Origin of the sequence: Streptomyces sp. NPDC058751 (assembly GCF_042746485.1) — a bacterium.
Taxonomy (GTDB): Bacteria; Actinomycetota; Actinomycetes; order Streptomycetales; family Streptomycetaceae; genus Streptomyces.
In genome coordinates, this window is sequence record NZ_JBHYPZ010000039.1 from 40,416 (window position 1) to 64,434 (window position 24,019).

Genomic DNA, 24,019 nt, shown 5'->3' on the forward strand with positions numbered 1-24,019 from the left:
GGCTTCCGGTGTTCTCGGCGGCCGGGGAACGGCTTCCCTCGCCCTCGTCGGCGTGGTCCCGGGAGGGCGTTCGGGGTCACTTTCCGTCAGGGTCCGGTGGCACACCGACCGGTTCTCCGCGATCTTGAGGCCGAGGGTGAACAGCGTCTGATCACTGTCGCGTTGGCAGTAGGCTCAACCTGCTGCGGCGCCCCGATGATCACTCATGCTCGGTAGGGAATCGACCCGTGGCGGACGACGAGATCCCAACTGAGTGAGGATGAAGCACAAGTGCTGATAGCGGGGCGGTATCGGCTGCAGACGGCTCTCGGGCGGGGCGCCATGGGGGAGGTGTGGCGGGCCTACGACGAGATGATCGGCAGGTCCGTGGCCGTGAAGCTGCTGCTCTCCCAGGACGCCGACCCGACGGCCGCGGCCCGGTTCCGTCTGGAGGCCCAGACCGCAGGCCTGCTCAACCACCGCCACGTGGTGGGCGTCCTGGACTTCGGGGCGTACGAGAACCGGCTGTTCCTCGTGATGGAGCTGGTCGAGGGCGACAGTCTCGCCGGTGTCCTCAACGACGCCGGGAGGCTTCCCGCAGGGCAGGTCGCGCGGATCGCGGCCGAGGCCGCCGCGGGGCTGGCCGCCGCGCACCAGCAGGGCATCGTGCACCGGGACATCAAGCCGGGCAACCTGCTCCTGGACGCCGAGGGAAGCGTCAAGATCGGCGACTTCGGGATCGCCCGCTTCATGGACGATCCGGCGGGCGGCCTGACCGCGACCGGGCAGATCGTCGGCACCAGCCTGTACCTGGCCCCCGAGCGTGCCCTGGGCAAGACCGCCGGGCCGCCCTCCGACATGTACTCGCTGGGCTGTGTCCTGTACCAACTCCTCACCGGCCGGCCGCCGTTCCAGGCGGGCAGCCCCGTCGCGGTCCTCCACCACCATCTCGACACCCCTCCCACTCCGCCGCGGGAGCTCGGCGCCGATCTGCCGCCCGCCTTCGAGAACTACCTGCTCGGGCTGCTCGCGAAGCAGCCCGAGGACCGGCCCACCGCGGTCCAGACGGCCGCCTGGTACAGCTCGGGCTCCTGGAAGGGGAATGCCGAGCCGCTCCCGGCCGCGATGCCGGAGCCGGGACGCCACCGGCAGGCCGTCAGGCCCGCGGGCCCCGCGACCACGTACGCCCTGCCGTCGGTCATGAGGGACACCTCGGGCGGCCACCGGTCGCGCAGGCGCCCGCGCTCGGGGGTCAATGAACTCCTCGCCGACCGGCGGCGGGTCGCGGGCGCGGCCGCCGGAGCCGTGGTCTTCCTGCTGGCGGTGCTCGTGGGCGTGGCGGTGTTCTCGCCCGACAGCAGCTCGGCCGAGACCCCGGATCCCGGTATCACCGGCGAGGTCAGCTCCTCCGCCACCGCCCCCACGGCGCCGGAGGGTTCACCCGCCGGTCCGTGACCGCCGGACGGCGCCGGCACCGCGCGGGCAACCGCGTCACCCGGGAGGGGATCCGCGCCTACGGCCTGAAGCGGTCCGCGTACGGAGACCGTCACCCCGACCGGCCGGGCCGCCCTTCCGCGGCGCCGGCGGGGTGACGGCTCCGCGCGGTCCGGGCAACCAATACGGGCCCTCGGCCGTCCATTGGACGAGGAACCCTGGAGGAGACGCCGATGGGGCTGGTGCGTTTACTGCTGCCGTTACCAAGAGCGGCGGCCCGGCTCGGTCCTGGCCCAGGGCGGCGGCTGCTCGGCGCCGCGCTGACCCGTTGCCTGGCCCCGGACTGGGTCCTGCTGCGGCCGCCCCCGCCGGAGCGCCGGCTGGCCTGGGCCGAGGAGGCGACGGCCGTGTACCGGGCGCTCGCCGGGAGGGAGGACGCCCGCCCGCGGGACCGGGACCTGCTGGCCCGCGCTCTCGTCTGGCACGCCTACACGCTGGTCCTCGTCGACCGCTGCGAACAGGCGTGCGCGGTGCTGGACGCGTCCACGGCCGTGCCGGGCGCGCGGTGGCCCCCCGCGCAACGGGCCCTCCTGCTGCACCTCCGGGCGCAGGCGCGGTACGGCCTGGCGCGACCGGACGACGCGCTGGGCCCGGCGGGGGAGTGCGTGGCCGCCTACCGCCGTCTCGTCCCGGCCCGGCGGGAACGGAGCCTGGGCGGCCTGCCGGGCGCGTTGCGCACCTACGCCCTGGTGCTGGCGGCCCTGGACCGCACCGAGGAGTCCGTGGCCGCCTACGAGGAGTGCGCCGGACTGCTGCGGGCCATGTCGGTGCGCGAGTTGAGCCGCGCGACACTGGTGCGCGTCCGCGTGCTGTGCGAACTCACCGCGGGACTGGTGGAACTGGGCCGCCACGAACAGGCGCTGTCCGTCGGCCGGGAGGCCCGGGAAGCCGCCGACGCGGTCATGGTCCGGGTCGCGCCCGAGATCGTACGCCCTTTGCGGGTACGGCTCTTCACGGATCTGGCTCGCTGCCTGGAGGTCACCGGCGACCCGTCCGCGGCGCGGGCGACCGCGGAGGAGGCCGTGACCGAGGCCCGGACCCTGGTGCCGGGGCGGGCGACGGCGCTCCGGGAGCGTACGGCAGGACAGCCCCTGCTCGTCATGGCGCTCGACTGCCTCGCCGACCGGCTCCGTGAAACGGGTTGCCTGGCGCGGGAGTTGAAGATCCGGCGGGAGGCGGTGGAGCTGAGTGCCGGCCTCGCCGCCGAGTGGCCCGCCGTCCACGAACCCCTCCACGCCGTGTGCCTCGAACGGCTGGCCGACTGCCACAGGGCGGCGGGCGACCGGCGGGGCGCGGTGCGCGCCGAAGAGCGCGCCGTGGCGGCGTACCGGCGTGCGGCGGACCGCGACCCCACCGCGCAGGAGCCGCAACTGGCCCGTGTACTGGAGGACTTGAGCCTCCTGCGGCAGGACGACGGAGACCACGGCGGCGCGGTGGGGGACGCCCGGGAGGCGGTGGTCCTCACCCGCCGTCTGGCCGGGGCCGACCGGACGGCCCATCACGTCCTGACGGCCCGCCGTCTCAGGGTGCTCGGCCGCGCCCTCCGCGGCGCCGGTGACCCCGGTGCGGCCGTCGCCTGCTGCACGCAGTCGGAGTCCATCCTCACCGACGCCTCGGAGGGCCCCGGGGCCGGCCGGTACGAGGCGTCCCTGGCCGCCACCCGCACCGGTCTCGCGCTCGCGCTCGACGGGGAGGCGCGCGCCCACCTGGCCGACGGCCGTGCCGACGACGCGGTCGCGGCGCTGCGCTCCCTGCTGGCGCTCACCCGCCGTACCGACGGGACGCGGGTCCACGCCCGCTGCGTCACCGTCTTCGCCCATGCCCGCGCGGAGTACGGGGAGTCGGTCGTGCCCGCCTGGACGCGGGCGACCGGGCAGGGGTTCCCGACGTTCGTGTACCGCCCGTCCGGAGCGGTGGACGGGGAGCGACCGCCGGGCGGGAACTGAGCTCCGGCGGCCGGCCGTGCGCATCCGCGACAGACGGGCGGATTGCGCTCGAAAAGCGGAACGCTTCTTCTTAAGTGCGGCTTAAACGCGTCTTAAGCAACCGTGGGTGTGGCTCGCTCGGGCAAGTAATCACTGGTCAGGGCGATTTGAGGTGTGCTCGCGACAGTTGGACGCTCAATGACTCGTGCGTAGCATCGGGGCTCACCGGTGCCGCCCATGCCGACGGAGAGCGCTCTCAGAACTTTGCTCCGCTTGCGGTGAAGACGGACGTGGCACGGGTGCAAACTCCCCCACGGACAAACAGACAAGGGGTGTTCAGCCATGGCTGTTCATCGCGCACGCCGATGGTCCCTCGGCGGACTGGCGCTGCTGCTCACCACGGGCGTCGCCGGTGGTGTCCTGTTCGCCGCCACGGGTCCGGCCGCGAACCGGGCCCACGCCGCCCCGGTCGCGCAGACCTGGTCCGACGAGTTCGACGGAGCCGCCGGAAGCGCCCCGGACTCCGCCAAGTGGACGCTGGAGACCGGTGGTTCGGGCAACGGCAACCACGAGCTGCAGTACTACTCGAAGAGCACGGACAACGCCGCCCTCGACGGGAACGGCCACCTGGTCATCACCGCGCGCAAGAACGGCGACAGCGGGCTCCAGTGCTGGTACGGAACCTGCCGGTACACCTCGGCCCGGCTCAACACCGCCCGGACCTTCACCCAGGCGTACGGCCGCTTCGAGGCCCGCATCAAGGTGCCGCGCGGGCAGGGCGTGTGGCCCGCCTTCTGGATGCTGGGCGACGACCTGGGCAGCGCGGGCTGGCCGAACAGCGGTGAGATCGACGTCATGGAGAACGTCGGCAAGGAGCCCGGCACGGTGCACGGGACCATCCACGGTCCGGGGTACTCCGGTGCGGGCGGCATCGGCGCCGCGTACACGCTGCCGAACGGCAGGGCCTTCGCGGACGACTTCCACGTCTTCGCCGTCGACTGGACCCCCACCGCCATCACCTGGTCCGTTGACGGACAGGCCTACGAGACCCGCAAGCCGTCCGACGTGAACGGCAACAAGTGGGTCTACGACCACCCGTTCTTCGTCATCCTGAACCTCGCGGTCGGCGGTGACTGGCCCGGCAGCCCGGACTCCGGCACCTCCCTCCCGCAGAGCATGACCGTCGACTACGTGCGGGTCACCGCCGCGGACTCCGGCAAGCCCTCCGCCGGGACCGGCACCACCGGCGCCCTCAAGGGCATCGGCGGCATGTGCGTCGACGTGGCCGGCGCCTCCAGCGCCGACGGGACGCCGATCCAGCTCCACGACTGCAACGGGGCCGACGCCCAGAAGTGGACCGTGGGCGCCGACGGCACCGTACGGGCCCTGGGCAAGTGCCTCGACGTGCGCGCCGCCTCCACCGAGAACGGCGCCCCCGTGCAGCTCTACACCTGCAACGGCACGAAGGCGCAGCAGTGGAACCTCGCCTCCGCCGGTGGCCTGACGAACACCGGCTCGGGCAAGTGCCTCGACGCCGAGGACAACTCCTCGGCCGACGGCACCCGTCTGCAGATCTGGACCTGCGCGGGAACGGCCAACCAGAAGTGGACGCTCGTCTGACCGGACGCCGTCCGACCTGTCGTCGCGCGGCCGGTCGTCGCGCGGCCGGGCACCGAGGCCCCGCCGCTCTCCCGAGCGAGCCCGGCCGAACCTCCCGGCGGCCTTTCCCTCTTCCCCCCAAAAAATCCCCCCACCGCCTCCCCAGGCGCAAGCACCAAGGAGCACACGGCACATGACTGCTCGTCACCAGCGGAACCTGACCCGTCGCAAGGCCCTGTTCGCCCTCGGCGGCGCCGCCGTGGCCGCGCCCGCCGCCGCCGCGATCGCGCCGTACGCCATGGCCGGCCAGACGGACTCCTCCACCAAGGCCGCCGACTCGCTCCCGCTGACGATCGTCAACGACAGCGGCTCGTTCGACAACGGCTCGGTGCACGTGTACATCGTCGGCAACCAGGACGGGAAGCAGGTCCGCGTCACCCAGGACGGCACGCTCGCGCCGATCTCCCTCTCGGACAACGGCGCCGACGGGTTCACCGACTACGCCCTCCCGCTGGCCGGGAGCGGGGAGACGCGGATCGACCTCCCGTTCATGTCGGGCCGCATCTACGTGTCGCTGGGCGCGAAGCTGAAGTTCAAGGCGGTCCGGGACGGCAACGGCGACGCGGCCCTCCAGTTCCCGGCCGGCTGGGTCGAGTCCGACCCCAGCTTCGGGGTGCTGCACGACTGTGCCGAGTTCACCTACAACTCCGCCGGCATGTTCTGCAACACGACCATGGTCGACATGTTCAGCGTGCCCATGAACATCCGGCTGAGCGGGGCCAAGGAGCAGACCACCGGAACCGTCCGCGACGGCGGACGCGCCGCCGCCTTCGCCGCGCTCAAGCAGAACGAGGACTTCGCGCCCCTCGTGATGGACGACCTCCGCATCATCGCCCCGGGCCACGGCCTGGACGCCGGCCTGTTCGCCAAGGACTACCTCGCCCCGTACATCGACGAGGTGTGGAGCACGTACACGGGCAAGGACCTGACCGTCACCACCAATGCCGGCACGTTCACCGGCCGGGTGCGCGGTGGCAGGTTCACGTTCGACGGACCCGCTTCCGTCTCGTTCGCCAGGCCCTCCACCCGTGACGTCCTCTTCTGCGACGGCAACCTCGCCGCGCCCAACGACGGCACGACCGGCCCGGTGGCCGCCGTGCTCGGCGCCGGGTTCAACCGCTCCACGCTGCTCAGCAACCCGGCACAGCCGACCACGTCCCCGGCCGACTTCTACCGGACCGAGCTCACCAACCACTACTCCAAGGCCGTTCACGCGGCCACCGAGGACGGCAAGGCGTACGGCTTCGCCTTCGACGACGTCGCCGACTTCGCCTCCTTCATCCAGGACGGCGCTCCCAAGGCGATCCGCCTGACCCTGTCGCCCTTCTAGGACCCCTTCCAGGACCCCGGCGCCCCGCCGGCACGGGCGGGGCACCGGATCCGGCCGCCGAGCGCCGGTGCGGACCGGGAACACCGGCCCGCGCCGGCGCTCCGGTCGCGCGTCGCCGCGAAGCGCATAGGGTGGAACCCTGACAAACCGGAATGTGCAGGTGGTCAACGGTCTACGGAAGTTTCATGGATGCATCGCTGGGCGGACATGGCCGACCGGACGCGGAGCTGGACAAGGCGGTTCTCGGGGCGCTCTTCTCCGAGTCGACCGTGGGGCTGCACGTCCTCGACACACAGCTTCGTCTGGTGCGCTTCAACACGGCGGCCCGCTACGTCAAGGCGTTCGCCCTCGAAGAGGCCCTGGGGCACCACCCGAGGGAATGGGCCGGTGACTTCTACACCGGAGACTACGAGGCGACGCTGCTCGAGGTGCTCGACACCGGTGCGCCCGCCCTGGACGTCGAGGTGCGCGGCCGTCTGCGTCCCGACCAGCCCGAGATCGTGCTGTCGGTCTCCTGCTTCCGGCTGGAGGACTCCACCGGCGGCGTCCTGGGGGTCGCCACGGCGGTGGTGGACATCACCGAGCGCGAGCGGGCGGCGGCGCGGCTGGCCCTGCTGGAGCGGGCGGGCGGGCGCATCGGCACGACGCTGGACATCTTCCGCACCGCGCAGGAGTTCGCCGACGAACTGGTCCCCGACCTGGCCGACACGGTCGTGGTCGAGGTCCTGGACTCCGTCCTGCGGGGCGAGGCCGGTGCCCCGGGCACCTTCCTGGACCACGGGGCCCTGCGGTGCACGAGCCGTCGCGCCTTCGCCCTGGACGCCGAGCGGTACCTCCCCTTCATCGGCGAGGCGATCAGCCTGTCCGCGGCGACCCCCTTCGCCCAGTGCCTGTCCGACCTCCGGCCCCGCGCCGTCCGGCACCTGGCCGCCGACACGGGCTGGCTGCAGCGTGAGCCGGTGCGGGGGCACCGCCTGACCGAAGCCGGGGCGCATTCGCTGCTCGTGCTGCCGCTCACCGCCCGCGGTTCGGTGATCGGGCTGGCCCACTGCTACCGGAACCACACCCCGTACGCCTTCGACGACGGCGACCTCGCGCTGGCCGCCGAACTCGCCGACCGGGTGGCCCTGTGCCTCGACAACGCCAGGCTGTACGCCAGGGAGCGTTCGGCCGGCCGCCTGCTCCAGCTCAGCCTGCGGCCGCCCCGGGTCCTCGGCCACGGCGCCGTGGAGACCGCCTCCAGCTACTGTCCGCTCGGCGCGGGCGGTGACTGGTTCGACGTCATCCCGCTGTCCGGGGCACGGGTGGCCCTGGTGGCGGGCGACACGGTGGGCCGGGGTCTTGAGGCCGCCGCCACCATGGGCGAGGTGAGGGCCGCGATCAGCGCGCTGGCCGTCCTCGACCTGGCACCCGAAGAGGTCCTGGAACGGCTGCACGCCCTGGTGACCCGGCTCCACGGGGAACGGCCGAGGCGTCCGGACGCCACGGCCGACGACGAGCGCCTGGACACCACCTGCCTCTACCTCGTCTACAACCCCGTCACCCGCCGCTGCGCGGTCGCCAGTGCCGGGCATCCGCCTCCCGTGCTCGCCCTGCCCGACGGGACCGTCGAGTACGCCGTGGTGCCCGCCGGGCCGCCGCTGGGCCGCGGTCTGGCGAAGTACGACACCGCGGAGTTCGACATCGCCGAGGACAGCGTCCTCCTGCTGTCCAACACCGCCATGCTGCGCGCCGTCTCGGACGACCCGCAGGAACAACTGGAGCGCATCGGCGACGCGTTGCGGCCGGTCGACCGGCCGTTGCAGGAGATCTGCGACGAGGTGCTCTACAAACTGGCACCGGAACAGATGGAGAACGACGCCGTCCTGCTGCTGGCCCGCACCCGCGTGCTGGAGGCGGACAAGGTCGTGTCGTGGACGCTGCTCAACCATCCGGCGTCCGTCGCCGAGGCCCGCTCCCGCGCCGAGCGCGTCCTGACGGACTGGGGACTGGAACGGCACGCCTTCACCGTCACCCTGGTGATCAGCGAACTGGTCACCAACGCGGTCCGGTACTCGGACGGTCCCATCGGCGTGCGGCTCATCCTCGACGGGTCCGCGGTCGTCTGCGAGGTGACCGACGACAGCAGCAGCGTCCCCCACCTCCGGCACGCCGAAGAGGTCGACGAGGGCGGCCGGGGCCTCTACCTCACCTGGCAGGTCAGCCGGCGCTGGGGGACCCGGCCCGAGTCCCGCGGGAAGACGATCTGGGCGGAGGTCGCCCTGTCCGAGGACGAATGACCGCGTCGGACGCCTGCCCGGACCCGGTCGGCGACCGGCCGGGGGCCCCGCCCCGGCCGCCGGGACCGGACGCGGACCACGGGCCGTGTCGGCCGTCCCGGCCCGGACGGCCGTCCGTTACGCTCGCAACGCCATACCGGGCCCGAGGATACGGAGGACAGGACGGCGGAGATCAATCGCGAGCGCCTCGTCCGGACGCTGACGTTCTGGCTGCGTCCCGCGTTCGCGCTGCGGGTCGTCAGCCGGTTCCAGAAGATCGTGGGCTTCGACCGCTCGATGGCCCTGGCGTCCAGCGCGCTCACCGCGCTCATCCCGCTCACGATCCTGATCGGCGCCGTGCTGAGCAGCTTCTCGGACTACGACGTCGCCGAGCGGATCATCCAGCGCTACAGCCTCACCGGCCAGGGCGCCGAGGCGGTCAAGTCGCTCCTCGACCCCGCCGAGAGCGCCAGCGCCAGCGTGGGTGTCTTCGGGGGCCTGTTCCTCTTCGTCTCCATGCTGAGCTTCGCCCGCGCCACGCAGCGCCTCTTCGAGCAGACATGGGAACTGGCCCCGCTCAGCGTCCGCAACACCAGGAACGGCCTGTGGTGGATCCTCGGGCTCGGCGGCTACGCGGTCGTCACCGGCTGGCTCCACGCGACCCTCGGGGGGAGCAAACTGGGCGTGGTGGCCGCGGTCTGCGAGGTCCCGGTGAGCGTCCTCTTCCTCGTCTGGAGCGGCTGGGCGCTGTCCGCGAAGCGCATCGCCTGGCGCGACCTGCTGCCCTTCGGCATCACGGCGGGCGTGCTGACCGCCCTGTACTCGGTGGGCGCGACCGTCTACCTGCCGCGCCTGTTCAACTCCTACGCCGGACGCTACGGGGCCATCGGCGCCGTCTTCGCGATGATCTCGGCGCTCTTCGCCGCCATGTTCGTCCTCGTCGCGTCGGCGGCCCTCGGCCGGGAGATGGGTGACGAACTCGACCGGATCAGCGCGGGCGACCGCCCCTCCGACGACGAGGTCCGCCGCGAATGGGACAGCGTGGTCGAACAGGCCAGGTCGAAGTGGCGCACCACGCGCGAACAGGTCTCCTCCCGCCGCCGCGCGAAGGACACGAAGAACGGTAGGGACACGAAGAAGCGGTAGGGAGACGAAGAAGCGGCAGTGCTACTCGGCGCGGGCGATGAGCAGGGCGACGTCGTCGTGGTCCTCGGAGGTGCGCAGACCGTACAGGAGGAGGTCGCAGATCTCCTCGAGCGGCCTGTCCGGTTCGTCGAGGAAGCCGAGGAGGACGTCCAGGCGGTCGTCGATGGGATGCAGCCGGGTCTCGACGAGCCCGTCCGTGTAGAGGACGAGCAGATCACCCGGGCCGAGTCCGACCGTCGTGGCCTCGAAGGGAACGCCACCGACACCCAGGGGAGCGCACGGGGGAAGGTCCAGCAGCGAGGGGGCGACGCCGGAACGGACCAGCGCGGGCGGCATGTGCCCGGCGTTGGCGATGCGGCACTGCCTGGTGTGGGGGTCGTACACCGCGTAGAGACACGTCACGATGTAGTGCTCCAGATCGCAGGTGATCTTGTCCAGGTGCTGGAGCACTTCGCCGGGGTCGAGGTCGAGGTCGGCGTAGGCGCAGGTGGCGGTGCGCAGCCGGCCCATGGTGGCGGCGGCGTCGATGCCGTTGCCCATGACGTCGCCCACGACCAGCGCGGTCCGGTCGCCGGCCAGCGGTATCACGTCGTACCAGTCGCCGCCGACCTCGCTGGTGGCCTGGGCCGGCTGGTAGCGGGACGCGATGTCCAGACCGGTGAGATGGGGCGGATGCTCGGGCAGCAGGCTGCGCTGGAGCGTGACGGCGGTGTTGCGGACGCTCTGGAACCAACGGGCGTTGTCCATGGCCACCGCGGCCCGGGTGGCCAGTTCACCGGCGAGCACCACGTCGTCCTCGTCGAAGGGCACCGGATTGCGGGTGCGCTTGAGGTCGAGGGCTCCGAGCACCTCACCGTGCGCGATCAGCGGCACCGCGAGATACGAGTGGACACCGGCCTGCGCCAGCAGGGTCGTGCCCTCGGCGTCGCGGGCGATGCGCGGCAGGTCGCGCTCGCTCACGTGCGGCACCAGGACCGGCCTGCCGGTGTGGACGCACAGGGTCACCAGGCGGTCACCGTCGTACGTGGCGAGGTCGCCGGGGGAGTCCGCGGCGCGCAGGGCCACGGTGGGGTGCGACGCCTTGAGGGCCAGGGCGCGGAAGAACTCCGGGCCGTTGTCCGGCCTGCGCTTGCGGCGGCAGGCCAGGACGGAGTCGAGGACGTCCACGGCGACCACGTCGGCCAGTTCGGGGGCGGCGATGTCGGCGAGCTCGCGGGCGGTCCGCTCCACCTCCAGGCTGGTGCCGACACGGGTGGAGGCACTGGCGACGAGCGCGAGGCGACGCCGGGCGCGGTCGGCCTCGGCGGCCGCGCGATGGCGCTCGGTGACGTCGACGACCGAGGCGGCCGCGCCCAGGACACGTCCGCCCGCGTCCTCCAGCCGGTAGAAGGACAGGGACCAGGCGTGTTCGTTGTCGGGATCGGCGGGCGGACGGCCCACGTGGTACTGGTCGAGCAACGGCGTGCCGGTGGTGAGCACCTGACGCAGCGCCGACTCGACGGTGTCCACGTCGGGGAAGGGCAGGGCCTCCCGCAGATGACGGCCGACGTGGTCCTCGGAGGGGATGCCGTCGATCCGTTCCAGCGCCGGGTTGACCATGAGGTAGCGCAGGTCGGGATCCAACAGGGCCAGTCCGATGGGCGACTGGTTGATGAGCCGCTCGCACAGGGCCAGATCGGTCTCGACGCGCTGGAGCAGGGCGTGGTCGGCCGCGATGCCCAGGGCGTAGACGTCCCCTAGGTCGTCCAGGAGCCGCATGTTGCGGAACTCCATGAGACGGGTGCTGCCGTCCTTGTGCCGGATGGGGAACGCGCCCGCCCAACTGCGTCCCGTCTCCAGGACATCGGCGAACAGCTCGGTCACGGTCTGGAGGTGCTCGGGGTGGATGATCAGACGCGCCGCGTACTTGCCGAGGGCCTCCTCCGCCGAGTACCCGATCAGCTCCTGGGCCTGCGGGGTCCAGAACACGATGCGCCCGTCGGCGTCGAGGACCAGCGCCCCCACGCGCAGGACGTCCAGCAGCCCGGACGGCCTGGACCGCCTGGACGGCCTGGGCGGTTCGGGCTCGTGGCCGCCCGTACTGTCGGACTGCGTGGACTCGGCTGTCATCCCTGACCCTCCTCCACCGGCCGGCGCGGTGCGCCGGGCTCCGTGGCCGCCGCCGGGCGCGCCTGTGGGCCGACCCCGGCCCTTCCATGCTGCGCCCTGCCCCCGGGCTTGCCCACTCCGGGGCCTTCGCCGTCAGGTCCGCGACCGGATGCGGGCCGCCGGGCGGCGCCGTACCGGGCCGGTGATCGTCCGCCGGGCCTGCGCATCGGGCGGACAAGCAGGAACATGGTCGTGTAGAGGATGAGGGCTTCATGGTTTCTGCGCAGGAAGGTTCCGGCGCGCCCGTGTCCGGCGGACCGGGCGGTCCCCTCGACGCGTCCACCGACGCGGCGGCGGTGGTGGACGGCGACGGGGTGGTGATGGGCTGGACCAGGGCCGCCGAGGCGCTCCTCGGCCACCCGGCGGCCGAGACGGTCGGCTCCTCGGCCGCCCGGCTCCTCGCGCCGCCCCAGGACCCCTCGCGGGTGGCGGCGGTCGCCGATCGCTGCCGCAGCGGGATGGGCTGGAGCGGACACCTCCCCCTGAGACACCGCGACGGCCGCCGTGTCGACGTGGACCTGCGCGTCTCCGCTTCGTTCCGCATGGGCGAGAGAGAGTGCTTCCTCGTCTCGGCCCGGGACCGCAGACGGCCGTGGACGGTCGGCCCGGCCTTCCTCGACGGGTTCCTGACCCACTCACCGGTCGGCATGGCGGTGCTCGACCTGCAACTGCGCTACGTCTGGATGAACGACACCCTGGAACACCTGGGCGGTGTGCCCCGCGAGCAGCGGCTCGGACGCCGGCTGACCGAACTGCTGCCGGGGCTGCAGGCGGAGACCATCGAGGGACTGATGCGCAAGGTCCTGGCCACCGGCGAGCCGATGGTCGACTACGAGTACCTGGGATGGAGCTGGGCCGACCCGCACCGCCGGCACGCCTATTCGACCTCCTTCTTCCCGCTGCTCGGCGCCGACAACTCCTACACCGGCGTCTGCTACATGGTCCTGGACGTCACCGACCGCTGGAACGCCCGGCAGATCCTGTCACTGGTCAACGAGGCCGGGACCACCATCGGCGGGACCCTCGACGTCATGCGCACCGCCCAGGAGATCGCCGACTTCGCCGTCCCGCGGTTCGCGGACTTCGTCGTCGTCGACCTCCTGGAGTCCGTCCTCAGCACCGAGGGCCACGGAGCCTGGCTGTCGGACGCGGGACCCGCGCCCGCCAAGCCGATGATGCGGCGCGCGGGCATGAGCTCGGTGCGGGAGGGGTGCCCGGAGGCCGTGGCCCGGATCGGCGACCGGGCGGACTTCCTGCCGCCGCCCCACGACGTGCACCTGCTCACCAGCGGCGAGCCGGTCCTCATGCAGGTCCTCGACCCTGACGACGACCTGTGGCTCACCGAGGAGCCCGAGAGGGCGGCCAGCATCCGCCGCTACGGGCTGCACTCCCTCATCTCCGTGCCGATGCGGGCGCGCAACACCGCCCTCGGACTCACCACGTTCCTGCGCTCGCTCAACCCGGTCTCGTTCCAGCCCGACGACGTCCTGCTGGCACGCGAGGTGGTGGCACGCGCGGCGCTGTGCGTCGACAACGCCCGCCGCTACACCCGCGAACACACGGCCGCGGTCACCCTCCAGCGCAGTCTGCTGCCCCACGCGCTGTCGGGCGGGACCGCCCTCGAAGTGGCCTCCTCCTACCAGCCGGCGGACCCGAGCGGCGGGGTCGGCGGCGACTGGTTCGACGTCATCCCGCTGTCCGGGGCCCGGGTCGGCCTGGTCGTCGGCGACGTGGTCGGCCACGGCATCACCGCGGCGGCCACCATGGGCCGGCTGCGCACCGCGGTGCAGACCCTCGCGGACATGGAACTGCCCCCCGACGAACTCCTGGCACACCTCGACGACCTCGTGCTCCGGCTCAGCGAGGAGCGCACCCAGGAACAGCGGGCCGGCCGGAGCACCACGGAGGCGGAGGCCGATCGCGACACCACCGCCTCCTTCCTCGGGGCGACCTGCCTCTACGCCGTCTACGACCCCGTCACCAGGCGCTGCACGATGGCCCGGGCAGGACATCCGCCCCCCGTGCTCGTCGCCCCCGACGGGCACTTCTCCTACCCGGAACTGCCCGCGGGGCCCCCGCTCGGGCTCGGCGGGATGTCCTTCGAGAGCAGGGAGATCGAGCTCGCCGAGAACAGCCTGATCGGCATGTTCACCGACGGCCTCGTGGCCGGGGCGCACTACGACATGGAACTCGGCATGGCCCAGCTCGGAGAGCTGCTCGCCCGGCCGGACCCCGACCTCGACTCGCTGTGCTCGGCAGCCGTGCGGCAGCTCGTGCCCGTACCCCAGGCCGACGACATCGCCCTGCTCCTGGCCCGCACCCACGCCCTGGGGGACGACCACGTCGTCTCGTGGGAGGTGCCGGTGGACCCGGCCGCCGTCTCCGAGACGCGGGCCCGTGCCACCCGCGTCGTCGAGGCGTGGGGACTCGGGGAACTGACCATGACCACCGAACTCATCGTGAGCGAGCTCGTCACCAACGCGATCCGCTATGCCGTACCGCCCATCCGGCTGCGACTGCTCCACGACACCCGGCTGACCTGCGAGGTCTCCGACGCCAGCAGCACCGCCCCCCGGCTCAGACACGCCCGGAGCACGGACGAGGGCGGCCGGGGCCTGTTCCTGGTGGCCCAGCTCTCCCACCGCTGGGGCGCGCGGCACACGGCGGAAGGGAAGATCATCTGGGCCGAGCAGGAGATCCCCTGAGGACCGCGGCCCCCCGGAGCCCGCCCCCGGTTCAGTCCTGGTCGCCGCACCAGGAACGGTAGGCGGCGACCGCCGCCGGCAGGGTGGGAAAGATCCGGTCCTCGCCGACGGACGTGCTCAGTCCGTACGCGTCCAGGTCGTCGCGCAGATCCTGCTTGACCCGCGCCATCGCGAACTCGACGCCCCGCTCCCCGAGTTCGCGGCGCAGCTCGTCCAGCGAGTCCAGGGCGGTGATGTCCACCTCGACATTGGCCTCCGCGTTCAGGACGAACCACCTGACGGGGGCCTCCTGTTCGTCCACCGCGAGGAGCGCGCTGCGCCGGAAGTCCTCCGCGTTGGCGAAGAACAGCGGGGAGTCGTAGCGGTAGACCAGCAGACCGGGGATCACCCGGGCGTCCGGGTAGTCGTCGACGTCGTGCATGCCCGCGAGGCCCGGCACGAGACCCTGGACCGCGTCGTGCGGGCGCGCCACCCTGCTCAGCAGCTCGGCGACCGACAGACCCACGGCCACCAGCACCCCGTAGAGGATGTCGAGGGCGAGGACGCCGACCAGACAGCCGAGGGCCAGCAGGAGTTCCCGGAGCCGGAAGGACGCCAGCCGCCGGAAGCCCGCCAGGTCGATCATCCGGATCGCGGCGTAGACGACCAGCGCGCCGAGGACCGCCGAGGGCGTGTCGGTGAGCAGCGGGCTCAGGAACAGCAGGACGGCCAGCACGGAGAGCCCGGCCGTGAGCCCGTACGCCTGGGTGCGCGCCCCCGTGGACTGCGCGAGGGCCGTACGGCTGGCGCTGCTGCTCACCGGGAACCCCTGGAAGGTGCCCGCGCCGAGGTTCGCGGCGCCCAGGGCCAGCAGCTCCTGGTTCGCGTCCATCGCGCCGCCGCCCTCCTCGGTCGTGAAGGCGCGCGCGGTGAGGATGAAGTCCGTGTACCCCACGAGCAGGACGCCGACCGCCGGCAGCAGCAGCTCGGGCAGGGTGTCGAGAGGGGGGAAGTCCGGGCGGGGCAGCCCGGCGGGGATCTCCCCGATCACCGCGAGACCGTGCTCCTGGAGGTCGAAGGCCGCGGACACGGCCGTACCCGCGACCAGGACCAGCAGCGGCCCCGGGACGCGCCAGTGCAAACGCGTGGCCACGTACAGGACGACCAGTGTCACGGCGCTGAAGGCCACCGTGGCGGGATGGATCTCGTCCAGGTTCCCGAGGAAGGAGGCCAGTTTCGGGAAGAATTCCTCACCGTCCGTCGGCACGCCGGTGAGCTTCGTGAGCTGATCCACCATCATGATCAGCGCCACGCCCGCCAGATACCCGATCAGCACGGGCCGCGAGAGCAGATCGGCCACGAAGCCCAGCCGCGCCGCCCAGGCCACCACGCACATCAGCCCCACGGCCACGGCGAGGGCCGAGGCCAGCACCGCGTACCGCTGCGGATCACCGCCGGCGAGCGGTCCCACGACCGTCGCGGTCATCAGCGCCGTCGTCGACTCGGGCCCCACCGACAGGAGCCGGGACGAGCCCAGGAGGGCGTACAGCACGATGGCGGGCAGGATCGCCCACAGACCCACGACCGGCGGCAGCCCGGCGACACTGGCGTACGCCATCACCTGCGGCACCAGATAGGCCGCCACCGTCACCCCGGCCAGCAGGTCCCCGCGCAGCCAGCCCCGTCGGTAGTGCCGGAACACGGGGAGTCCGGGCAGCGCCGGCACAGGGGGACGCCACTTTCCGCTCGGGATGTTGTGCTGCTTCGACACGGGCCAGTCCTTCGGATCGCGCCGACGGGTTCATGGGCGGGGACCCGTGTGGTCAGTCGGTGGCCCGCGCCCTGCGGGCCAGGAGCTTACCCACCTCCCACACGACCAGAAGAGCCACGGCGGACAACAGGGCCCAGCCGAACTGCCGTGCGTCGATCTCGGTGGTGCCGAGGATGCGGCGGAACCCGTCCATCTGGGTCACCGCGACCGCGAGGACGAACTGCGCGAGCGCCGTCCAGTTCATCTGCTTGCTGTCGAAAGTGCTCGGGGCCAACACCGAGTCCGTCTCGCTGCGGCATTCGAACGCGGCGACGATCAGACAGAGCGCGAACGCGGTGAACGCGATCGAGCTGCCGGTCTCGACACTGTCGTAACGGGACTCGCCCAGCTTGATCAGCCCGAGCAGGATCAGCGTGATCGCCAGACCGCTGAGACCGACGGTCACCATCACCGGCCGGGTCAGCACCGACTCTCCCCGAGGCCGCGGCCTGCGCCGCATGAGTCCCGCGCTCTCCTGGTCGAAGCCGAGCGCGAAGCCGAACGAGGCGTTGACCACGAAGTGGATCCACAGCACCTGCGGCGGGGTGAAGGGCTCACCGGCCGCGATGTTGAAGATCGTCGCACCGAGGAAGGTCAGGACGAACGTGACCAGCAACAGGAGCACGAAACGGATGTACTTGGTGAGGTTGTCGTAGAGCTTGCGGCCCTGCTCCACCGCGTACACGATCGTCGTGAAGTTGTCGTCGGACAGGATCATCCGCGCCGCGTTCTTCGCCACGTCCGTGCCGCTGCCCATGGCGATGCCGATGTCGGCGGCCTTGATGGCGGGGGCGTCGTTGACCCCGTCGCCGGTCATCGCGACGACGGCGCCCTTCTTCTTGAGCGTGTCCGCGAGCATCACCTTGTGCTCGGGGGCGACCCGGCCGACCACGCCGATGCCGTCGATGCGGGCGAGCCGCTCGCTCTCCGGCAGCGCGGCGAAGTCGGCGCCGAGGACGGCCTCGCCCGGGATCCCGAGCTGCCGGGCGATGGCGGCGCCCGTGGTGACGTCGTCGCCGGTCACCATGCGGACCCTGATGTGCGCCGCCTGGGCGCTGGCCACGGCCTGCCTGGACTCCTCGCGCGGCGGGTCGACCATCCCGACCAGGCTCGTCATCCGCAGCCCGTTGACGTAACCGAGCAGGTCGCCGGCCGGGTCGAAGTCGGCCGGGTCCAGGTCCCGGGTGGCCGCCGCCATCACCCGGCGTCCCTCCCCGCCCATGCGCTCGCCCTGCTCGTCGGCGCGCCGCCGGAGCTCCTCGTCCCACGGGATCGTCGCGTCGCCCGACAGCGCGGTCGTCGCGCGGGCCTGCACCGCCGGGGCCGCGCCCTTGACGAAGCAGCGCACCACGGGACGGCCGGTGTCGTCGACCGTGGAGTTGAAGGTGGCCATCAGCTTGTAACCGGGGTCGAAGGGCAGGGTGGCGAGCCGGGGCAGCCGCTCCCGGGTGGCCTCGATGTCCAGCCCCGCCTTGTGGGCCAGCACCAGGAACGCGCCCTCGGTGGGATCGCCCACGACCTCGCCGTCCACCAGCTTGCCGTCGTTCGCCACGAGGTACGGGAGGATCGCCTCCTCGATGCTCGCCGAGGAGCCCGCCGCGTGGTGGATCCTCCCCTCGAGGCCGTAGCCCGTGCCGGAGACGGTGTAGCGGTCGGCGGGCGTCACCACCTCCACCGCCGTCATCTGGTTCATGGTCAGGGTGCCGGTCTTGTCCGAGTTGATCGCCGACGTGAACGCCAGGGTCTCGACGGACGGCAGCTCCTTCACGATCGCGTTGCGCTTCGCCAGATTGAGGCTGCCCACGGACAGGATCGCCTGGGTCACGGTGGGCAGGGCCTCGGGAATGGCGGCGATGGCCAGCGAGACCGCGCTGACGAACAGGGCGTCCCACGCCTGGTCGCGGCTGCGGCCCAGCGCGAACATCACGATCATGGTCAGGCCCGCGGCGGCGGTGATCCACAGCGTCAGCGTGTCGAGTTCCTTGGTGAGGGGCGCCTCCTCCTTCTCGGTCGCCGACAGCATCTCCGAGATCTTCCCCAGCTCGGTGCCCTCGCCCGTGCCGGTGACGACCACGAGACCGCTGCCGTGGGTGACCGGGGTGTGCATGAACGCCATGTTCGACTGGTCGCCCGGTCCCAGCACGACCTTCGGCAGGGTCACGGCGTCCTTCGAGGCGGGGACGCTCTCCCCGGTGAGCGCCGACTCGTCGATCTGCAGCGCGTGGGCCTCGATGATCCGGCCGTCCGCCGGAACCTGGTCCCCGGCTGAGATGTGCAGGACATCGCCGACGACCACCTGCTCCGCCGGGATCTCCGACTCGTTCCCGTCACGCCTGACCCGGGCCGTCGCCGTGAGCATGGACTGGAGCGCGTTCATCGCGCTCTCGGCCTTTCCCTCCTGCCGCAGTCCCACGACGGCGTTCAGCAGGGTCAGCAGGACGAGCAGGATCGCGGTGCTCCACTCGGCGATCGCCAGCGAGACGACGGCCGCCACCACGAGGACGATCTGCATGTAGCTGCGGTACTGCTCGGCGAACCGCCGCCACGCCGGCTTCGGCTTCTCCTCCGGCAGCGCGTTGGGCCCGTTCGCGGCCAGCAGTTCGGCGACCCGGGCCGAGGTGAGTCCGGAGGCGGGGTCGACACCGAAGGCCGACGCCACGTCCTCGGGATCACGCGCGTACCAGAGCTCCGGAGCGGCGCGCTCCGGAGCCTTCGGCCCGCTCGACTGCATCGCCATCTCAGCTCTCCGATCTGGATCCGGTCTGCCGTCCGTGTCCCGGGGGACCTCAGTGGGCTACTTCCGCTTGCGCTTCCCGGCGCGCGAGGCCGAGCCGGGTGCCTGACGCCCCTTCGCCTTCCGGCCGTCGTGCCGCCGTCCCCCGCCCGCTTCGGGAATCGGATGACGGGCCGCGTACGGATCGGCCGGCGCCCCCTCGGGAGCGTCGGCCTCCAGTTCCCGCCTCGCGGCCCGGAGATCCTTGCGCGCCTCCTTGCCGACCACGGGGTAGGCCGGATCGATGTCCATGAGCGTGTGGACCAGGACCGCCGCCGTGGCGATGCGGGCGAACCACTTCCGGTCCGCCGGGACGACGTACCAGGGCGCCCACGGCGTACTGGTGTGGGTGAGCATCTCGGAGAACGCGTGCTGGTACTCGTCCCACCGGCGGCGCTCCCGGACGTCGGCGGCGGAGAACTTCCAGTTCCGCTCCGGCAGGTCGAGCCGCTTCATGAACCGGGTGCGCTGCTCCTCCTTGGACAGGTTCAGGAAGACCTTCACGACCTTGAACCCGTTGTCCGTCAGATAGCGCTCCCAGTCGTTGACCGCCCGGTAGCGGCGGTCCCAGATGTCCGGGCCGCGCACGTCCGCGGGCAGCCGCTGCCGGTCGAGGACCTCAGGGTGCACCCGGACGACGAGCACCTCCTCGTAGTGCGAGCGGTTGAAGATCGCGATGTCGCCGCGTGCGGGCAGCCGGGCGGCGTAGCGCCACAGGTAGTCGTGGTCGAGTTCCTCGGCGGAGGGCTGCTTGAAGCTGCTGACCTTCACGCCCTGCGGGTTCACCCCGCTCATGACGTGCCGGATCGTGCCGTCCTTGCCCCCGGCGTCGAGCGCCTGGAGACACAGCAGTACGCCGTACGTGTCCTGGGCCGCCAGCCGTTCCTGGTACTCGGCCAGCAGCGACACGCCCGTGCGCAGCACCTCGACCGCCTGCTTCTTCTTCAGCCCGGCCTTGTACCGGGGGTCGAAGTCCTCGCCCAGGTCCACCCGTGACCCCGGTTCGACCCGCAGCGGCTCGATGAACCTCGCGACGCGTTCGGCCCTGTCATCCGTCATGACGGCCCGCCTCTTCTCCTGTCACGGTGAGCACCGCGCGGTCACGGACCCTCACCGGCACCGCCCAGATCGGCCACGGGCGTGGGCGCGGGCCGCAGCCTGGCGGACGCCCACCGGCCCGGCAGGGGAGAGCGCCGGGGGCTCTCGGCGGACCGCTCCGCGGGCCCCGCCGTCTTCGGGCCCCCGCCACCCGCGTCACCGAAGGCCGTGAGTTCGGGGGCGGTCGCCTCGGTCAGACCGGCGAGCAGCGCGCGGACCCGGCGCTCGACCAGGATGGGGACGTACGTCCTGACCTTCGCCTGCCGGAAGGGGCCGCGGGCTCTCGCGACCACCTGGTCCACGACGGACGGGTCGACCGAGGGGTACGCGGCCTTCAGTCGCGCGGTCATGTGGCGCAGGGCGGTTTCCTCGTCGTGGCGGACACCCCCGGGAGCAGCCGGGTCCGCCGCCGCGGCGGCGCCGGTGGGCGGAGTGATACCGGCGGGCGCACGACCGGCCCCCCGTGACGCGCTGCCCTCGTCGGCCGTCGCCTCCGGCTCGTCCCTCTTCATCGTTCGACCACCCGTGCGCTCGCAGTCCCCGAGCCCAAGGGCAGACCGCAAGGCCAACGGTCGCGATCCGGCTGCCCCGAGACGGCTCGACGGCCGGTTACGAGGCCGTCCCACTCATTCTGGGTCCGCCCGGTCGAAACCGCCTCACGGGAGATCCGTCCTCACCGGGCGCCGGCGGTGGGTGGTCGTCGCTCGCATGCGCGACGGCCCCCGCCACCCGGCCCGCGCCGCGCCGTCATGAGGCTTCCTCCCTCCCCGAGGGGCCGGTGGGCACCACGGGAACGAGGGGTCCGGTGGGCACCATGAGGACGAGGAGTCCGGTGGACGCCACGGGAGGAGGGCATGACGGATGACGGCGGGGCGGGTGGCGGGGGTACTTCGGGAACCGGGCGGGCGCCGACCACCCTGACGGTCCGGAGAACCGGCGGTCCGTCAGCAAGGCTCAGGTGGAAGGCAATCGGCTCGGTCCGCATCCGGGTGCGGGCGGACACATGTCATCGACTGCTCGCACGCGCGCGGTGTTTTCCCGTATGTCGGCCGGGCGTCAGCCGAGGGCCTTGACCGCCTGGTAGTAGGTCCAGGCCGTGCTGTTGCAACTGGTCTTCGTGGCGCCGCTGTACGCGGCGCAGACCCGCTTGAGGTCTTCGTAGAAGGCGCTGTCGAGACGGGACTTGTTGGCATCGAAGGCGCCGGCGGCCTTGTAGTTGCGATAGCCGAAGTCGTGGCGGGCACATGAGGTGGCGAAGGGGAAGCCGAACGGGTTGTCCGGCGACGTGGAACAGTAATCGGTGGACCAGTCGAAGGCGTACGCCGACCAGGCCGACTGGTTGGCGCGTGCGGCTACCCAGGCGTTGTAGCTCGACGCGCTGGTCTGGGTCCAGCTGGACAAGACTTGAGGCTTGTCCGCCGGGGCGGCGCTAGCGGCTGTAGCGGTCGCCGTGACGGCCACGAGGGCCATGGCCGAGGCAGCGAGGCCGGTGGCGAGTTTTCGGTGCATCCCAACACCTCCATGAGGCTGCGACCCGCCCATCGGGCTGCAGGTTCATGACACGAATGATCTGCATCGAGGCCCTTCTTGACTAGTGCTTGGACCCCAACAATCAATTAACTTGAGGGAGTTGGGGGTACATGTTTCATGCCTGCGACCGCCATGGCCGACTATGGCTGGATGTGTTACTTCGGGTCATGGCTGTCCCGGTCGGATCCCATTGGCCCCGCCCCCCGTCCGCTCCGGTCTCGACGGTGCGCCCTCGGCCCATGTCCTCGGCCCATGCCCTCGTGTGTTCATGTCTGTCCCCGCGTGCATGCCTGTCTCCATGTGCATGGGTGCGGCATGTATATGGGTGCGGTGTGCATGTGTGGCACATGCACGTGTGGCGCATGCATGTGTGGCATACGCATGTGTGTGGTGTGCACGTGTGTGGCATGTGCGTGGGTGCGGCGCCCCGTGTACATGTGTCCGGCACTCCGGGCGTGACCGGATCGGTCCGCACCCGGACCCGATGAGGTCTGTCCCCGTCTCCCGTGCGCCGGTCAGAGTGGGGACATGACCCGAGCACTGATCGTCATCGACGTCCAGGAATCCTTCCGCGCCCACCCCCTGTGGGAGACCATCTCCAACCCGAAGATCACCCACCAGGTGGACCGGCTCGTCCGGCTCGCCCGCAGGGCCGGCGACACGGTGGTGTGGGTGCTGCACTCCGATCCCGGCAGCGGCGGGGTCTTCGACCCCGCCCTCGGCCACGTCCGGCTGATGGACGAGCTCCGGCGCGAGGACGGCGAGCCGCTGGTCCACAAGACCTCGCACAACGCCTTCACCACCACCAACCTGCAGCAACTCCTCACGGAACGCGGTGTCCGCGAGCTCACGGTCTGCGGCATCCGGACCGAGCAGTGCGTGGAGACCACCACCCGCCTCGCCAGTGACCTCGGCTACCGGGTCACCTTCGTCACCGACGCCACCGCCACCAACCCCGTCCCGCACCGGGACGCCCCCGCCGGGCAGAGCACGGCGGAACTGCTGGCGGACCCCCGCACCCTCGGCGCCGACGAGATCATCAGGCGCACCGAGTACGCCCTGGCCGGACGCTTCGCCACCATCGCCACGGTCGACGAGCTGGAGGCGGCCGCCGCGTCTCGGGCATGATGACCGGATCGTGAGCCACATCGTCTTCTTCCTGGTGCCCGGAGTCCATCTGCTGGATCTGGCCGGCCCCGCGCAGGTCTTCTCCACCGCCGCCGGCTTCGGGCACCCGTACACCCTCGGCTACGTCGCAGAGCAGCCGGAGACCGTCACCGCCCAGGGGCTGCCGATGGTGACCGGGCTCGACTGGCCCGAGCTCGGCCCCGAGGACCTGATCGTCGTGCCGGGCTGGCGCGCGTCCACCCTCGGCGACGGCCCCGTCATCGGCGAGGCGACCCTGCGGGTCCTCCGGGAGCACCACGCGCGGGGCGGCACCGTCGCCAGTGTCTGCGCGGGCGCCGACGCGCTCGGCCGGGCCGGACTGCTCGACGGGCGCCGGTGCACCACCCACCACGACGTCCAGGACGAACTCGCCCGCCGCCACCCCCGGGCGTCCGTGGTCCGCGACGTCCTGTACACGGAGGACGACCGGGTCGTCACGTCGGCGGGCATCGCCAGCGGGATCGACCTCGCCCTGCACCTGGTCGCCACCCGGCACGGCCCGGCGGTGGGCGCGCAGGTGGCCCGGGACATGGTGGTCTACGCCCGGCGCAACGGCCACGAGCCCCAGGCCAGCGCGATGCTGCGGCACCGGTCCCACCTGGACGACACCGTGCACCGCGCCCAGGACCTGCTGGACGCCCGCTTCGACCGGCCCGTGCCCCTGCCGGAACTGGCCGCGGCCGTGGGCGTCAGCGAACGCACCCTCACCCGGCTCTTCAGCCGCGCGACCCAGGGCCTCACACCGCTGCGTTATCAGCAGGCCCTGCGGCTGGAGCGCGCCGAGCACCTCATCAGCCACGGCGTCACCGTGGACGCTGCGGCCCGCGCCGTGGGCTTCGAGGACGCCCGCATGCTGCGCCGCCTGCGGGCCCGCGCGACCTGAACCGCGCCGGCCCAGGATCTTTGGACCGCCGCGCCGGACCGCCGATGCCTGGACGGCCGATGACCCGACGGCCGGTGATCCGGACCGGTCAGGATTCGAGAAGCCCCGGTGGCGGTGCCTCCTCTAGCGTGGCGA

15 protein-coding genes are annotated in these 24,019 nt (G+C 72.0%); 9 read left to right on the forward strand and 6 right to left on the reverse strand.

From position 1 onward, the window contains the following. Positions 1–270 precede the first annotated feature (270 nt). The 6 genes from ACFW6B_RS30480 (at position 271) to ACFW6B_RS30505 (ending at position 9,791) form a co-directional block, all read left to right on the forward strand. Entirely contained in the window at positions 271–1,434 is a 1,164-nt protein-coding gene (locus ACFW6B_RS30480; RefSeq protein WP_386600981.1) for a serine/threonine-protein kinase, read from the forward strand. A gap of 212 nt (positions 1,435–1,646) precedes the next feature. Further along, positions 1,647–3,419, forward strand: a complete 1,773-nt coding sequence (locus ACFW6B_RS30485) for a hypothetical protein (protein ID WP_386600983.1) — start codon at positions 1,647–1,649, stop codon at positions 3,417–3,419. Positions 3,420–3,740: 321 nt separating this feature from the next. Then, positions 3,741–5,018, forward strand: a complete 1,278-nt coding sequence (locus ACFW6B_RS30490; protein ID WP_386600984.1) for a family 16 glycosylhydrolase — start codon at positions 3,741–3,743, stop codon at positions 5,016–5,018. A 172-nt stretch (positions 5,019–5,190) separates the two neighbouring features. Then, positions 5,191–6,387, forward strand: coding sequence for a glycoside hydrolase family 64 protein (locus ACFW6B_RS30495; protein ID WP_386600986.1), 1,197 nt, complete (start codon positions 5,191–5,193; stop codon positions 6,385–6,387). Positions 6,388–6,572: 185 nt separating this feature from the next. Then, complete coding sequence (locus tag ACFW6B_RS30500; protein ID WP_386600988.1) at positions 6,573–8,666, forward strand: SpoIIE family protein phosphatase; 2,094 nt, start codon at positions 6,573–6,575, stop codon at positions 8,664–8,666. Positions 8,667–8,924: 258 nt separating this feature from the next. Beyond that, positions 8,925–9,791: a YhjD/YihY/BrkB family envelope integrity protein gene (locus ACFW6B_RS30505; protein ID WP_386600990.1), complete on the forward strand. Its 867-nt coding sequence runs from the start codon at positions 8,925–8,927 to the stop codon at positions 9,789–9,791. Between the two features lie 21 nt (positions 9,792–9,812). Here the strand turns inward: ACFW6B_RS30505 and ACFW6B_RS30510 are convergent, their stop codons facing one another. Continuing rightward, the gene (locus ACFW6B_RS30510; RefSeq protein ID WP_386600992.1) at positions 9,813–11,900 is read right to left on the reverse strand and encodes a SpoIIE family protein phosphatase; all 2,088 of its coding nucleotides are present in this window, start codon (positions 11,898–11,900) and stop codon (positions 9,813–9,815) included. Positions 11,901–12,151: 251 nt separating this feature from the next. Between ACFW6B_RS30510 and ACFW6B_RS30515 the strand changes: the two genes are divergently transcribed. After that, the gene (locus tag ACFW6B_RS30515; RefSeq protein ID WP_386600994.1) at positions 12,152–14,644 is read left to right on the forward strand and encodes a SpoIIE family protein phosphatase; all 2,493 of its coding nucleotides are present in this window, start codon (positions 12,152–12,154) and stop codon (positions 14,642–14,644) included. 31 nt (positions 14,645–14,675) lie between these two features. Here ACFW6B_RS30515 and ACFW6B_RS30520 read toward each other — a convergent pair whose 3' ends face one another. From ACFW6B_RS30520 to ACFW6B_RS30540, 5 genes are all read right to left on the reverse strand, one after another. Beyond that, positions 14,676–16,394, reverse strand: a complete 1,719-nt coding sequence (locus tag ACFW6B_RS30520; RefSeq protein WP_386600996.1) for a SulP family inorganic anion transporter — start codon at positions 16,392–16,394, stop codon at positions 14,676–14,678. Between the two features lie 52 nt (positions 16,395–16,446). After that, on the reverse strand, positions 16,447–19,164 hold the full coding sequence (locus ACFW6B_RS30525) for a cation-translocating P-type ATPase (protein ID WP_386601069.1): 2,718 nt from the start codon (positions 19,162–19,164) through the stop codon (positions 16,447–16,449). 63 nt (positions 19,165–19,227) lie between these two features. Beyond that, complete coding sequence (locus ACFW6B_RS30530; protein ID WP_386600998.1) at positions 19,228–20,265, reverse strand: polyphosphate kinase 2 family protein; 1,038 nt, start codon at positions 20,263–20,265, stop codon at positions 19,228–19,230. A gap of 41 nt (positions 20,266–20,306) precedes the next feature. Then, positions 20,307–20,816 carry a three-helix bundle dimerization domain-containing protein gene (locus ACFW6B_RS30535; protein WP_386601000.1) on the reverse strand — a complete coding sequence of 170 codons (510 nt, stop codon included), beginning with the start codon at positions 20,814–20,816 and terminating at the stop codon, positions 20,307–20,309. A 544-nt stretch (positions 20,817–21,360) separates the two neighbouring features. Beyond that, positions 21,361–21,813 carry a phospholipase gene (locus tag ACFW6B_RS30540; protein WP_386601002.1) on the reverse strand — a complete coding sequence of 151 codons (453 nt, stop codon included), beginning with the start codon at positions 21,811–21,813 and terminating at the stop codon, positions 21,361–21,363. Positions 21,814–22,362: 549 nt separating this feature from the next. Between ACFW6B_RS30540 and ACFW6B_RS30545 the strand changes: the two genes are divergently transcribed. Beyond that, positions 22,363–22,962, forward strand: coding sequence for a cysteine hydrolase family protein (locus ACFW6B_RS30545; protein WP_386601004.1), 600 nt, complete (start codon positions 22,363–22,365; stop codon positions 22,960–22,962). Between the two features lie 10 nt (positions 22,963–22,972). Next, positions 22,973–23,884: a GlxA family transcriptional regulator gene (locus tag ACFW6B_RS30550; protein ID WP_386601006.1), complete on the forward strand. Its 912-nt coding sequence runs from the start codon at positions 22,973–22,975 to the stop codon at positions 23,882–23,884. Positions 23,885–24,019: the final 135 nt, after the last annotated feature.

Bases quoted from the DNA above. Each gene is read 5' to 3' on its own strand.
- ACFW6B_RS30485 (WP_386600983.1), top strand. From the start codon at position 1,647: ATGGGGCTGGTGCGTTTACTGCTGCCGTTACCAAGAGCGGCGGCCCGG.
- ACFW6B_RS30490 (WP_386600984.1), top strand. From the start codon at position 3,741: ATGGCTGTTCATCGCGCACGCCGATGGTCCCTCGGCGGACTGGCGCTG.
- ACFW6B_RS30495 (WP_386600986.1), top strand. From the start codon at position 5,191: ATGACTGCTCGTCACCAGCGGAACCTGACCCGTCGCAAGGCCCTGTTC.
- ACFW6B_RS30500 (WP_386600988.1), top strand. From the start codon at position 6,573: ATGGATGCATCGCTGGGCGGACATGGCCGACCGGACGCGGAGCTGGAC.
- ACFW6B_RS30510 (WP_386600992.1), bottom strand. From the start codon at position 11,900: ATGACAGCCGAGTCCACGCAGTCCGACAGTACGGGCGGCCACGAGCCC.
- ACFW6B_RS30515 (WP_386600994.1), top strand. From the start codon at position 12,152: ATGGTTTCTGCGCAGGAAGGTTCCGGCGCGCCCGTGTCCGGCGGACCG.
- ACFW6B_RS30525 (WP_386601069.1), bottom strand. From the start codon at position 19,164: ATGCAGTCGAGCGGGCCGAAGGCTCCGGAGCGCGCCGCTCCGGAGCTC.
- ACFW6B_RS30530 (WP_386600998.1), bottom strand. From the start codon at position 20,265: ATGACGGATGACAGGGCCGAACGCGTCGCGAGGTTCATCGAGCCGCTG.
- ACFW6B_RS30535 (WP_386601000.1), bottom strand. From the start codon at position 20,816: ATGAAGAGGGACGAGCCGGAGGCGACGGCCGACGAGGGCAGCGCGTCA.
- ACFW6B_RS30540 (WP_386601002.1), bottom strand. From the start codon at position 21,813: ATGCACCGAAAACTCGCCACCGGCCTCGCTGCCTCGGCCATGGCCCTC.
- ACFW6B_RS30545 (WP_386601004.1), top strand. From the start codon at position 22,363: ATGACCCGAGCACTGATCGTCATCGACGTCCAGGAATCCTTCCGCGCC.